Here is a 13241-nt window from a genome sequence, read left to right as displayed (position 1 = left end):
CGGACGAAGCGGCCGCCCGGCCTGCCGCCGTTCCATCAATACCGCTGCCCTTCGGTCGTGAGCGGGAAATCATCGGTGCGGAAGGGCGAGGCGGGGAGGCCGGCGGCGTTGCCGAGATTGCACGTCGGATTGTGCGCCCACGCATACCGGACGGCCGTCGGACGCGGCATGTCGTCGCGCCAGACGATGACCGTGTCGCCGTCGTCGCCTTCCGGCGCAGTCCTTTTTTCAATGCGCGCATCCGCCCATCTCCACTTGCGGTCTTCGCCGCAGATCGCGAAACCCTCGAGCTGGCTGCCGGGGCGGTTGCGGACGAGCGGCACTGTGACGGGCGAGGTGCTCACCGGCCGGTAGTGCTCCGGCAACGGGAGCGCCGTGAGGCCGCCGTATTGTTTCTTGAAGTACAGGCGAATGCGTGCCGGCGCGGCGGCTGCGTCCGCGTGGTCCCCGGTTTCCCCGATCTCCATGCGGTTGAAGACCGGGCCGGAGTCGGGAACCGGTTTGCCGTAGTCGCGGGCGAGAGCCAGGCGGGCGAGGCGGGCGCCAGCTTCGCGCTTGTCGCGTGGATGCACGTCGCCTTCCTCGCCGAGGTCGATGAGGACGGCCTGGCCGGTGCGGGGCAGCGCCGCGAGCACGGCGGACTGCGATTCGCGCATCTCGGCCCAGTCGCTTTCGCCCGGCTCGGCGAGCTTCGGCATGAAATTGGGAAGCTGGCAGAAATAGAATGGCAGGTCGGCGCGTCCCGTGCGGGCACGCCAGTCGCGGATGAGCAGCGGAAAGGTGGTGCGGTGTTGCCAGGCGCGGCCGGCGTTGGTTTCTCCCTGGTACCAGATGACGCCGCGGAGGGCGTAGGGGAGGAGCGGGTGAATCATGGCGTTGTAGAGGCAGGAGGCGGCGACGGAAAGCGCGGGCGGACACTGCGGCGGACGCGGCACCGAGGCCGCCGCATAGCCGTCGAGCGCGGGCAGCGCGCATCCGGCGACGAGCAACCACTCGCCGGCCAGCGATTCGGCGGCGGCGGTGAAGTTTTCCGGCACTACGTTGATGGCCGGTGGATCTGCCGGGGCGAAGATGCGCAGGACGAGGGTGTTTTTGCCGGGGCGCAGCAAGGTCGGCGGCACGTAATGGTAGAAACTGCGGGTGAAGCCGGCGCCGGGATGGCGGTCGGGAGTGACGTGGCCGATGCGGTGGCCGTTCCAGTAAACCGTCTCGTAGCCGGTGATTTCGCCAAGTTCGACGCGCAGCGACTCGATGCGCGAGGGAGGGTCGGGGAGCGTGACTTCGCGACGGAGCCAGAAAACGCCTTGCGCGGGCAGGCCGGGCGCGGTGACCGGACCGGGGAGTTGCACACGTTTCCACCCGCTCGTGTCGGCATCGGGCGCGGCGTGAGGATCGGTTTCGCCGGGAGTGGCGAGGTCGGCGCGGCCGGTGCGGGCGAGCCACGCGGAGAAGGCTTCGGCATGGCGGCGGCGTTCGGTTTCGTAACCCCGGATCGAGGCGATCATCGGGGCGGCGGTCGCGTGCAGCGCAGGGTCGCTCGCGAGCGCCTCCGCGCTCATCCACGCTTCGGCCGAAGAGCCGCCCCAGGCGGAAAACAGGATGCCGACGGGCGCGCGCAGCTCCTTGTGCAGGGCCTTGCTGAAATAATACGCGACGGCGCTGAAGTTGCCGGCGGTCTCCGGCGTGGCGGGGAACCATGCGCCGCCGCAGTCGTCGCGCGGAGCGCCGGCGGCGGATTTGTCCACGCGAAACTGGCGCAAGGGCGGGTTGTCCGCGAGGGCGGCAAGCTCCTCGCGGGCGCCGATCGTGTTGCGCAGCGCCCACTCCATGTTGGACTGGCCGGAAGCGAGCCAGACCTCGCCGACGAGCACATCGCGAATGACGCGAACCACGCGCCGGTTGCCATCATCGCAGGCGACGACGAGTTCGTACGGCCCCGGGCCGATGCCGGCGGCGGCGAGATCGAGCTTCGCCTGCCAGCGTCCCTGGTTATCGGTGACGGCGGAAGCGGCGACCGTCACCGATACGGCGGCGACAGGCGCGGAGCCCGGGGCGGGGGCGGACGAGGTCGTCAGGGTCACCTCCACGCGCTGCCCGGCCGGGGCGCGGCCCCACACGGGCACGCGGTCGGATTTTTGCAGCACCATGTGATCGGAGAACACGGAGGGAAGCCGGAGCGCGGTATCGGCAGTGGAGGACGCCGGAGACAAGGGAGCGTGGCGGACGGGAGCGGAAGCCATGCTGCATTACCATGTCCGCCGCGCCGCATGACGAAAGCGCGGGCGAGGCGATCCCGTTCGGATCGCGAAGCCGTGGCCTCTATGCGACAGGCGTCCGCGGTCCGCGTTCGTCCACGCTCGGCCCCGGTTGCCAGGTGCTCTCGACCAGCAACCGCTGCGGCACGGCAGGGATGCCGCGTTCGTTGCGGTGCAGCATGCCCACCAGAAAATCCACCGCCGCCGCTCCGATAAGCCGCTCGTTCTGGTGCATGCCGGCATGTTCCCGGTCGCTGGCGGCGACTCCGCGCAGCGCCAGCGCCACGTCGCGCCCCGCCTTGAGCCCGAGCGAGGCGAGCCCGGCGTGAATCGGCGCGATGTAGTCCTCGGCGATGATCGCATCCGGACGGTAACGCGTGAACCACTCGCAAAACATCTCCGCCGTCAGCGGCAGGTCGACCTCGTGAAACACCAGCGGCGGGATCCGGCGGCGCGGCGGCAGCAGGTGGTAATCTTCCCACACGATCGCCGACCAGCCGTGATCCACACGGCTGTTGTTTTCCGCATTGATCGCCGTGCCGACGCGGCGGTATCCGAAACCGCGCAGTTTTGCCAACGCGCCGCGCATGGTGCGGTAGTGATGATTGTTGATCAGGTGCAGTCGCGGGGAAACGAGTGCGTAGTCGATCGTCACGGCAGAAAACTGCGGCCAGTCCAGGTCGAGTGTGCAACCCGAAGTCGGCTGCGGCCCGAGAAGCAGGCCGGTGATGCCCCGTGCGCGCAGGATGCGGGCCAGCCGATCGGGGCTCATGCCCGGCGCGTGCAGCCAGAACTCTTCCAGCCTGAAACCGCTGTTTTCGGCCTGCTCGCGCGCGCCCAGAAAATACTCGTTGAAAATGGGGATGGAGCGCAGTCCGTCCTTCGTCGGGTGGTTGTCGATCCACGCGAGCGTGGCCTCGTAGCGCGGTCCGCGGGCGTTGCGCACATGCGCCATGTGGATGCCGATAAGCGGATTCTGCCGGTAACCGAGTTTTTCCGCGGTGCGCCGGACCTTCTCGCGCAATTTTCCGGAAGTGCCGGGAAGCCCGCGCAGCGCGACCGACACCGTGGATTTGCTCAACCCGAGCCGGGCGGCGATTTCTTTGACAGTGACAGGACGGGCCATCGGTTTGCGAAGTTTTACCGGCCTGTTTACCGAACGGGATCGGTCTTGTCGATCTCGCGCTGGCGCGCCGTCCCGGCAACGTTGCCATTCACCCGAATCGAACCCTGCTTTTATCCGTGCCATGAATCCTCCCGCTTATCGTCTTCTGCCACTGGTGGCCCTGATCCCGCTTTCGCTGGCCGGCGGCCTGTCGCGGAGCGCCGCCGCGGCGCTGGACGCGTCCGTTTCCGACCCGGTCGAGGCGAACGACGGGTGGGAGGTCGTCACGCAGGGCAAGTTCATCGGCGGGACCGCCGGCCTCGCGCCGGAAAAAGGCGCGGCGTTTTTCGACGGCCGCAACACGCTCGACACCAGGCCGCCGGCGACCAACCGCGGCGCGGCCCGGTTTTTCAAGGGCGTGACGGTCGAGCCCGGCCTCTGGGAAATAACGCTTTCGGTCGGCAAGTTTCCCGATCTCGATTTCATCACCAACCTTTCCGTCACCTTGCTGGCCGACACGGACGGCGCCGGCGTTTACAAGTGGAGCCAGCGCATCCCTCGCGCGCCGCAAAAGGAAGAGCGCCCCCTGCCGCCCGACGGTGGCTGGGCGAGGTGGACTTGTGTTTTCCGCATCGAACCCGGCGCGCAGACCGGCGGTGGCAAGCCCGCCATCGGCGCTCCGCTCGGTTTGCTGATTCTCTCCAACACCAGAAAAGACACCGGCTTCGCTTTCGACAACGTGGAGATCCGCCGCGTCGCCGACTGAACACCGAAGGCCTTCCGCCCTCCCTGCGTCCGTGCAATGACTCTCCGAAAAACAAGTTCAGCCATGGTTGCCGCGCTCGCCATTTCCGTTTCTCCCGCGTCCGCCGCCGTGCCGGCCGAGACATGGTCCTGGGAGGCCGCCGGCATCGGGGGCGGCGGGCGCTTCATGAGCCCGGGCCTCTCGCCGCACGATCCCGGACTGCTCTTCAGCGCGAGCGACATGGGCGGCGTATACCGCAGCGCCGATGGCGGCGCATCGTGGCACATGCCTCCGCAGGCGGCGTTGCGCAAGCTGCACTACCAGCCGCATCACCTGTGGACCTTTCACCCGGCCGATCCGCAACTCGTCTTCGTCGGCGCAGCCGCCGGCTTTTATCGCAGCGACGACACCGGCCGCACCTGGACGTTGCAAACCGGGCCGTGGGATGAAACCGGTGCAAACGGCGCGGCACTCCACCGCGGTCCCCGTGTCACGACCTTCGATCCGCGCGCGCCCGCCACCGGCGCGGCTTTTTTCAATGCGACCCCGCAGCACCGGCGCGCCCGGGTTTTCCTCTCGGCCGATTCCGGCCGCACCTGGCGCGAAGCGGCCGCCCTGCCTGCCGCCGCGGGCGCGGTTATCAATGCGCTCTGGCTCCCGTCCGCCGTCGGTCCGGCACTCGTCGTCGCCACACAGACCGGCGTATGGCGCAGTGACGACGCCGGCTCCACCTGGACCGCTGCGTCCGCCGGCCTGCCTGCGCCGGGCAAGGATGGCGCGCCCGCCCTTCTCGATTTCGCCGGCGGGGCGGGGGAGGACGACGCTACCTTCCTCTACGCCGTCGCCACGACCGACACCACGGCCACCCGTGCCGGCAAAAAAGACGGACGCCGCTGGCTCTGGCTTTCCACCGACGCCAGCCGCACCTGGCGCGCCGCGCCGCGCAACGGCCTCCTCGCCGGATCCCGCGCCGCCGACGCTTCCTTCGGCCTGCTCGCCGCCAGCCCGGCGTATCCGAAAATCATCTACGCATCCATCGAGGGCGGCGATCCCCGCCATCGCGAATCTCCCGGCGAGGCTCCGCGGGCGCTCTATCGCAGCGACGACGCCGGGGAAAACTGGCGCTGCGTCTGGCGTCACGACGCCGATGCGCCTGGCTACAACATCGCCAACAGCTCCTGGCTGCGCGGCCAGTGGGGCTGGACGTTCGCCCCCGCCGGCATGGAGGTCAATCCGCGCGACCCCGACCATGTATTCGCCACCACGATCACCAGCGCCCTCGTTACCCGCGACGGCGGCAATACCTGGCGGCAGGTCCATGCTCCTGATGGCGAGAAAAACCGGCAACCCGCCGGCGGCATGATGGTGACCAGCGCCTGGCGCTACTATTTTCACCCTGTGTATCCGGAGCGTCGTTACGTAGCTCTCACCGATTTCGGCGGCTGGCGCAGCGCGGACAGCGGCGCAACCTGGCGTTATCGCCCCGACGGCAATCCTTGGCACAACAACACCTACGCGCTCGCTTTCGACCCTGACCGGCCTGACCGAGTGTGGGGCGCCAGTTCCGTCACGCACGACATCCCCATGTGGGGCTACCAGACCGGCTTCGGCCAGGATATCGGCGGAGTCGTGGTTTCCACCGATGCCGGGGAAAACTGGGCGCCCGTCGCTGGCATGGCCTCCGGCAGCTCCGCGGCGAAGGGCGAACTCCCGCGCAAGGCCGTGACGGACATCTGGCTCGATCCCTCCTCGCCCGCTTCCGCCCGCCGGCTCTGGGCTGCGGTGCCCGGCTTCGGCGCTTATGTCAGCGAGGATGCCGGCAAAACCTGGCAATTGCGCAACACCGGGTTCGCCTTCGACAACCTCAACGTCCTGCGCATCACCGGCGACGCCCGCGGCCGGCGCCTCTACGCGCTCACCACCGTCCGCCATGTCGGCGGCGGTCGTGTCCTCCCCGGCGCCCTCTATGCCAGCGACGATCAGGGCCGCCACTGGCAAAAACTGTTTTCCGATCCTGCCAACCCGTTTCTCACCCAAGTGACGCCGCCCGACGCGGGTCGCCCTGACACGCTCTATGTGAGCGCGTTGCACATGAAGGATGTTTTCGACGAGCCGGCGACCGGCGGCGGCGCCTGGAAAAGCGATGATGCCGGCGGGACCTGGACGCGCATTCGCGACCATTCGACCTACGCCGTGGCCGCCGATCCGCGTGATCCGCAACGCCTCTATGCCTCCTCCTGGCAAGACCGCGGCGACGGACTCCACACCAGCCGCAACGGCGGAGCCACGTGGACGCGGATCGGGAATTATCCCTTCTGGCGTCCGCTCACGATGACTTTCGATCCACGCGATCCGCACACCATCTATGTGACCAATTTCGGCGCCGGCGTGTGGCGCGGCACGCGTTCGGAAAAGGTGTCCGTCGCTCCCGCAGTCGTCACCACCGCCACCGCACTTTCTTCCCCATGAAAACAAAAAACACCCGGGCGTTTACGCTCATCGAGTTGCTGACCGTCATCGCCATCATCGGCATCCTGGCGGCGATTATCATCCCTGTCGTCGGCAAGGTCCGCCAGAGTGCCCGCCGGGCTTCCTGCCTGAGCAATATCCGCCAGATCGGAACAGCAATCTTCCTCTACGCTGATGACAACAAGGGGTATGGTCCCAAGGTCAGCGGCAGGAAAATGACCCTTGTCCAGGAAGGGGGGGCGTACCTCCAGTTCGGGCTGCTCCTGCCTTACCTTGGCGTCAATGCGCCGGCCAATCCTGCCAATCTCAAAAAAACTCCCGATATCCTGATTTGTCCCGATACGGACCCTTCCCGTCGCGACCTTATCGCCAATCGTGATGCCGGCGTTCTCTGCACCTACTGGATGAATCCGGACGACATCAATGCCAGCACCCGGCTCGATGCTCTGGCTGCCGAAACCCCCATGCGGGCGGTTGTGTCGGACTTCTGCGCATGGTGGACACCCACTCCGTGGACCTCCGGTACGGAACCTCTGCCCAACCACGCCGGCAGTGGCCTGCACGTCTTCCGTCTCAACGGCAGCGCCAGCTGGCTGCCTGTCGCAAAAACCTCCGCGGTTATCACTCCCGGCAATTCCTATAAGTGGGATAAACTCGACGAGATATCCTCCAGATAAACACCTCCATCCGTTTTCGGAAGGGGCGCGTTTCCCGTTCGGGAAACGGTCTCCGCCTGCTTTTGTCATCAGCCGGGTTCCGTCCGCATCAATCTTTCATCCCCGTGCATCCGCATAAAAATCAGGTGTGTAATATAAAAATGAATACGAAATCAACGCATGCTTCGAAGAGCCTGCTCCGGGCCGCTTCCCTGATCCTCGCCGCGCTGTCCGGTGCGACGGTTGTCCACGCCGTCACGCCTGTCACCACCGGCTGGACGCTTGTCAATTCGGGTGACGGCGGCTGGACGCTGACCGACGCCGTCGAGAGCAGCCAAGGCTGGGATCTCTCCTACTATGGAGGAACCGATCCCTACGCGAACAACAACAGGATTGATTCCGCCACAACGCAGGGCGTCAGCGTCACCGCCGGAAACTATTACTTTCGCGGCCTCAATCTCAGCGGTGCGACGGCCTACCGTGGTACCGGCAAGTTTTTCGAAGGTGTCACCCTGCAATCCGGCACCTACACGGTGACATTCGATGTGGGCACATTTTCTGCCAGCTACGCGCTGACCAGCACCGCTGTGATCGGGGTCAATCTCCTGGCGACCTCGACGGGAGACGGAAACCTGTGGAATGATCGTATCACAACTGGCATTACCGCCACCCTCGCCCCGTTGCCGGGCGTGGGTGCAACCTCCTGGATATACACCTTTATGATTGACGACACGACGACCACCGCTGGCGGTGCCTCCGTCATCGGATCGACGGCAGGTTTCGTAATCCGGGCCAATCTGCCCAACAACCAGAGTTTCACATTTGATAACCTTACCCTCACCTACACCCCGGCGGCCATTCCCGAACCGGCAACCACGGCGATGCTCGGCGGGCTGGGCGTGTTGCTGCTTGTGGCCGGCATGCGTTTCGCGCGTTGTCGCAGGTGATGTTTCGATGGCGTTCATTTCCCGCCTTTGCCGGGTTTGCGGCGATCGCTCTCGCCGGCGGCTTGCTCTGTGGGCGCCGATCGCCATCGGCCCGGGACGCCCCGCCGACGGCGCGGGTTCTGTTCGTACCCGATAAGGTGATACATATCGACGCCCGCCTTTCCGAACCGGTCTGGACGCACGCGGCGCGGCTGACGTTGTGCGATTTCTGGAACCAGAAGTCGCATCCGCCAGAGTCGACCGAAGTTCTCCTCCTCGACACCGGCCGGTCGCTCGTCGTGGCGTTTTTGTGTGAAGACCGCTACATCCGCGCCGACCCGACCCGCCAGCACGACGGCGACACGTACGCGGACGATTGTGTGGAGCTGTTTTTTGCCCGGCCGGAAGACGATATCGGCGAAGGAATCGGTCTTGAAATCAACGCGCGCGGAGTGCTCACCGACTTGCGCGTGTGGAATCCCGAAAAACTCGACTTCACCTGGGAGGCCGGCCCGAAAGTTCGCATTGCGACGAAGCGGGTGGATTCGCTGCGTCCCTGGAGCAAGGTGGCGACCGGCGCGGGCTGGATCGCGGAAGTCGAAATACCGTGGCGTTTTCTTCGTCGGGAGTTGGCCATGCCGGGGGAAATTGGCCGGAGACCGGAGTCCGTCCGCGCCAATTTCGGACGCTGGAATCACGCGGAAAGAGGGTGGGGGATTTTTACCCTCTGGTCGGATTCACGGCTTCCTGTCCCCAAACCCCATACCCCGGCGCAGTACGGTTGGCTGAAGCTGCAACCGGCCGCTGATTCCGGGCGTTGATGATGAACGGCGGCGCGGGTTATTACGATTCCCGCACTACCAGCCGCGGCTTGAGCAATACGTGCTGCGCGCGTCCGCTGCCGGCGGCGGTTGCGGGTGTGGCCGGCGTGAGCGCGCGGGGTAATCCCTCGATCCGGTCGATCAGGATCGCGGCCGCTTCGCGACCGATGTCCTCGGCCGGCTGGTCGATGCTCGTCAGCCGCAGGCCGGCGGCCTGGAAAAGCTCGCGGTCGAGATTGTCGTAGCCGACCAGCGACACGTCCGCGGGCACCGAAAGCCCGGCGTCGCGCAGGGCGAGAAACGCGCCGTAGGCCATGTTGTCCTGCATGCACGCGATGCCGTCGAAGCGCGGGCGCGCCGCACCGGCTGTCGCACTGTTTCCGTCGAGAACCCCGTCGGCGGCCAGGCCGCCGGTTTCCTGCCGCGCCTGTGCGGCGTCGGCCGCCAGCCACGCGGCCACCGCTTCGCGGGCGGTGTCTTCATGGCCGCGCGTGCCCAACGCCGCCTCATGCACCGGTTGCGGAGGCAGGCCGTAGTCCTGGAGCGCCTGAAAAAATCCTTTGCGCCGTTCGCGATCCGTCACGCCGCCTTCCTCGCCAAAGGTGAGCAGCGCCAGCCGGCGGTGTCCGCTCAGGATCAGGTGCTCGGTGGCGGCGTACATGCCCGCCACGTTGTCCGACATCACGCCCGGCGCCTCCACGCCCGGCACGTAGCGGTCGATCATCACGAGCGGGATCGAACGCGCGCTGAACCGGCGGATCAGTTCGTGAAATTCCGCCCGCACCACGTTCCCGGTATCCGGAAAGACCGCCACGCCTCCCACGCCGCCCTCCAGCATGCGACGCAATTGTTTCAACTGGTAATCCATGTCGCCGTGATCATGCGCCAGCGCCACATGGAATCCCCGCTCCGCGGCCAGCGCCTCCGCCCCGCGCACGATGCGCGAGATAAGCGAATTCTCCACTGTGGGCACCACCAGCCCGATCAGCCGATGCACCGTCAGCCCGGTCCTGCGGGGCGGTGCCACCGCGCGCGCCAGCCGTGTGCCGCCGCCACGCCGTGTCTGCAAAAAACCCTCGCGATGCAGCGATTCCATCGCCTTGCGCAGAGTCACCCGGCTCACCCCCAGCTCTTCGCAAAACTGGCGTTCCGGCGGCAACCGGTCGCCGACCTTCATATTGGCCAGCCGGGCCTGCACCTCGCGAGCCACCCGGGCATACGCCGGCAGATGCGTTTCGACGGCAGGAGAGGAGGCGATGTGATCGGGCGAGATGGAAGACATTTTGTATGCCTTGTTTGTATTGTCGGGCATACCAGAAAGGTCAAGAAGGCCCGAAAATCGGGTTCCACAGGCTGAACCGGAATCGCCTCCACATAATCAACCGACTCGATAACCTCCTTTTGTTAAATGAAATAGTATGTGATTCAAAAGGAAATTAATTTGGTATTTACAATGATACAAAACCCTCCATCATCGCCTGCCATGCCCAGTGCCTCCCCCCTGCTCGACACCCCGTTGCCTGCCGCGAAAGCGCGGCCGGTCCCGTCCGGAGTGAATTCCGCGGCCACCGTCACCACCACGCTGCACCTGATCGGCAGCGCGCACCTCGACCCCGTGTGGCTCTGGGACTGGCGCGAGGGCATGAACGAAGGCATCGCGACCTGCCGCGCCATGTCGGCGATGCTGCGCGAGTTTCCCGAATTCCGTTTCATCCGCGGCGAGGCGGCCATCTACGACACCATCGAGCGCCACGCACCTGACCTTTTTGCCGAAATCCGCGAGCACGTTGCGGCCGGTCGCTGGGACATTGTCGGCGGCAACTGGATTCAGCCCGACACCAACCTGCCGTCCACCGAAGCCCTCCTGCGCCAGTTCGTGCGCGGCAAACGCTACTTCCGGGAAAAATTCGGCGTCGAGGTCACCGCAGCCTGGGCGGCGGATTCCTTCGGCCACTCCGCCGGCCTGCCCGACATCCTCGCCGCCGCCGGCATGGAGAGCTTCGCCTTCACGCGTCCGCAGCAAAAAATCCTGCCCCTGCGCCAGCAGGCATTCTGGTGGCGGGGTCGCAGCGGCGCCCGCATCCTCGCTTATCGCCCGCATGACGGCTGGTATGCCAGCGAACGCGCCAACCTCGGCCAGCGTCTCGACGCCTGCCTGGCCCGCGCCGAAACCGAAGGGTTGCAAACCGTCGCCCTGTTCTACGGGCTCGGCAACCACGGCGGCGGTCCCTCCCGCGCCCACCTCCGCGAGATCCGCGCCTGGGCCGACGCTCACCCCGAGGTCTGCGTAAAACATTCCGGCCTGCACGCTCTCTTTGCCGACCTCCGTGCCGAGCTTGCCTGGCGGGGCGACGATTTCATCGACACGCACGAGGGCGAACTCAATTTCTGCCTGCGCGGCTGCTCCGCCTCCGTAGCGCGTTTCAAATACACGTACCGCCGCGCCGAGGCCGCCCTTCTCCGCGCCGAGCGCACGGCGGCGGCGCTGGCGGCAGGTGGCAGGTGGCACGGGCTCCTGCCCGTGAAGTGTCATGGGCTTCCAGCCCATGATTCCGGGCAACATGGCCAGGATGGCCATGCCACGAAAACCCACGGGCAGGATGCCTGTGCCACGCTCACCCCCGCCTGGGACACGCTGCTGTTCAACGCCTTTCACGACATCCTCCCCGGCTCCGCCATCGAACGCGCCTACGACGACCAGCTCGCCCAGCTCGGCTCCGTCCTCACCGGGGCGCAGCGCGCCGAGACCGCCGCGCTCACCGCGCTCGCTTCGCGCATCGACACCCGCGCCGGCGCCTGGCCCGTGCCGGACGATCATCCGTTGCCGCAACCGGTCCTGATCTGGAACCCGCATCCTTGGCCTCTGCAAAAACATGTCGAGGTCGAGGTGTCGCTCGATTACCGCCCGATCTGGACGTATCCGGGAGCACACGACAAGGCGCCGGTCGCCGTCACCGAAGCCGCTACCGGGAAGCCGCTGCCCTTCCAGCTCATCCCCGAGGAAAATGACAGCATGGTCGATCTGCTCTGGCGTCGCCGCGCCGTGGTTCCGGTCGAGGTTCCGCCCATGGGCTGGACGCTGCTGCAGATGGGGCTCGACCCGCTCGGAAGTGGCGCGGGCGTCCCGCCCGCCGACGACGCGCAGCGTCGCCCCATTGAGCGTTCAGTGTTAAATGTTCAGCGTTCAGTGTTTGTTTGTTCCGCAGCCATCGGCTCTCCTGCCGTACACTTCACCCGAAACGCGCCCGACGGCACCGCCACTCCCTGGCTCCCCGCCGGCCTGCAGGTCCGCCTCTACGCCGACACCTGGGGCGCGTGGGGCGGCATGCGCGAAGAGCCCGATTCCTGGTTTCTCACCAACGAACTCGAACGTCTCACGATTGCCGATACCGCCGTTCTCGAAACCGGTCCCCTGCGTCACGCCACCTGGGTCCGCTTCGCCGGCCAAAACCATCGCAGCACCCTCGAACTCACGCTCTATACGACTTCCAACGGCGAACACATCGAGCTTCGCGCCCGCGCCTTCCTCGCCGACCGCGGCGTGCGCATGAAGCTTGTCATCCCGGCAACCGGTGCGAACGGCGAAGCCGAGTTTGCCGTCCCCGGCGGCACCGTCCGCCGCGCGCCCTGCGGCGAGGTTCCCGGAGGCCGCTGGGTGCGCGCCGGTGTCGAAGGCACTCCTTCCGCCGTCGGTTTTGCGAGCAACGCCCTTTACGGCTTCGACACCACGCAGGACGAACTCCGCGCCACCATCGCCCGCACCTCGCGCTACGGCAGCGACGTCAACCGCGCCCCGTCCGAACGCCCCTGGCAACCCTGCGCCGACCTCGGCGAGCACGTCTTCCGCGCCCTCCTTACGCCCGACCTCGCCGCGCTCCCCCGCCTCGCCGACGAACTGGAAGAACCGCCCGTCATTCTCACCGTCCCCTCGCATTCGCCTGTTCAGGGTTCTCGACTTCCATCTCATGGCTTTTTTCTGGAAATCGACAACCCCGCCCTTCGCCTTCTCGCGCTCACATCGACCGACTCCACCACACTCATCCATTCATCCTCCAATTCTGTTGCGCCGACGCTCGAGCTCCGTCTGCAAAACACTTCCGATCTGCCGATCCCTACCGCAACCGTCCGCTTCTTGAATCAGCAGACGCTTCTCAATCTCGGCAGCATCGCGCCCGGTGAAATCACCACTCGGCGCCTCGTTCCGGCGACCGATCGCCGGGAGGCCATCCACTGCGCAACAGGGTGATGGCTTCCCTCTGATCTT

9 protein-coding genes are annotated in these 13241 nt (G+C 66.3%); 6 read left to right on the top strand and 3 right to left on the bottom strand.

The features are described from left to right. Positions 1–35 precede the first annotated feature (35 nt). Together OPIT5_10285 and OPIT5_10280 are read right to left on the bottom strand one after the other, a co-directional pair. The gene (locus tag OPIT5_10285) at positions 36–2240 is read right to left on the bottom strand and encodes a 9-O-acetylesterase (protein ID AHF90529.1); all 2205 of its coding nucleotides are present in this window, start codon (positions 2238–2240) and stop codon (positions 36–38) included. A gap of 79 nt (positions 2241–2319) precedes the next feature. After that, positions 2320–3381 (bottom strand): LacI family transcriptional regulator, encoded by a 1062-nt coding sequence (locus OPIT5_10280; protein AHF90528.1) that lies wholly within the window; start codon positions 3379–3381, stop codon positions 2320–2322. A gap of 121 nt (positions 3382–3502) precedes the next feature. Between OPIT5_10280 and OPIT5_10275 the strand changes: the two genes are divergently transcribed. From OPIT5_10275 to OPIT5_10255, 5 genes are all read left to right on the top strand, one after another. Further along, complete coding sequence (locus OPIT5_10275) at positions 3503–4126, top strand: hypothetical protein (protein ID AHF90527.1); 624 nt, start codon at positions 3503–3505, stop codon at positions 4124–4126. Positions 4127–4189: 63 nt separating this feature from the next. Then, the gene (locus OPIT5_10270; GenBank protein AHF90526.1) at positions 4190–6574 is read left to right on the top strand and encodes a hypothetical protein; all 2385 of its coding nucleotides are present in this window, start codon (positions 4190–4192) and stop codon (positions 6572–6574) included. After that, complete coding sequence (locus tag OPIT5_10265) at positions 6571–7251, top strand: N-terminal cleavage protein (protein AHF90525.1); 681 nt, start codon at positions 6571–6573, stop codon at positions 7249–7251. Before OPIT5_10270 ends, OPIT5_10265 begins: the two co-directional genes overlap by 4 nt. A gap of 140 nt (positions 7252–7391) precedes the next feature. Continuing rightward, positions 7392–8177: a hypothetical protein gene (locus tag OPIT5_10260; protein AHF94278.1), complete on the top strand. Its 786-nt coding sequence runs from the start codon at positions 7392–7394 to the stop codon at positions 8175–8177. Further along, positions 8177–8977, top strand: coding sequence for a hypothetical protein (locus tag OPIT5_10255; protein ID AHF90524.1), 801 nt, complete (start codon positions 8177–8179; stop codon positions 8975–8977). The genes OPIT5_10260 and OPIT5_10255 overlap by 1 nt, the downstream gene beginning before the upstream one ends. Before the next feature lie 22 nt (positions 8978–8999). Here OPIT5_10255 and OPIT5_10250 read toward each other — a convergent pair whose 3' ends face one another. After that, positions 9000–10289: a transcriptional regulator gene (locus tag OPIT5_10250; protein AHF90523.1), complete on the bottom strand. Its 1290-nt coding sequence runs from the start codon at positions 10287–10289 to the stop codon at positions 9000–9002. Between the two features lie 171 nt (positions 10290–10460). Between OPIT5_10250 and OPIT5_10245 the strand changes: the two genes are divergently transcribed. Further along, positions 10461–13223, top strand: coding sequence for a glycoside hydrolase family 38 (locus OPIT5_10245; GenBank protein ID AHF90522.1), 2763 nt, complete (start codon positions 10461–10463; stop codon positions 13221–13223). The last annotated feature ends 18 nt before the right edge of the window (positions 13224–13241 follow it).

The organism is Opitutaceae bacterium TAV5 (assembly GCA_000242935.3).
In the GTDB taxonomy this organism is placed as follows: Bacteria; Verrucomicrobiota; Verrucomicrobiia; order Opitutales; family Opitutaceae; genus Geminisphaera.
The sequence above is the reverse complement of the archived record's forward strand: the minus strand, read 5'-3'. Positions and strand labels throughout refer to the sequence as shown.

Bases quoted from the DNA above. Each gene is read 5' to 3' on its own strand.
- OPIT5_10285 (AHF90529.1), bottom strand. From the start codon at position 2,240: ATGGCTTCCGCTCCCGTCCGCCACGCTCCCTTGTCTCCGGCGTCCTCC.
- OPIT5_10280 (AHF90528.1), bottom strand. From the start codon at position 3,381: ATGGCCCGTCCTGTCACTGTCAAAGAAATCGCCGCCCGGCTCGGGTTG.
- OPIT5_10275 (AHF90527.1), top strand. From the start codon at position 3,503: ATGAATCCTCCCGCTTATCGTCTTCTGCCACTGGTGGCCCTGATCCCG.
- OPIT5_10270 (AHF90526.1), top strand. From the start codon at position 4,190: ATGGTTGCCGCGCTCGCCATTTCCGTTTCTCCCGCGTCCGCCGCCGTG.
- OPIT5_10265 (AHF90525.1), top strand. From the start codon at position 6,571: ATGAAAACAAAAAACACCCGGGCGTTTACGCTCATCGAGTTGCTGACC.
- OPIT5_10260 (AHF94278.1), top strand. From the start codon at position 7,392: ATGAATACGAAATCAACGCATGCTTCGAAGAGCCTGCTCCGGGCCGCT.
- OPIT5_10255 (AHF90524.1), top strand. From the start codon at position 8,177: ATGTTTCGATGGCGTTCATTTCCCGCCTTTGCCGGGTTTGCGGCGATC.
- OPIT5_10250 (AHF90523.1), bottom strand. From the start codon at position 10,289: ATGCCCGACAATACAAACAAGGCATACAAAATGTCTTCCATCTCGCCC.
- OPIT5_10245 (AHF90522.1), top strand. From the start codon at position 10,461: ATGCCCAGTGCCTCCCCCCTGCTCGACACCCCGTTGCCTGCCGCGAAA.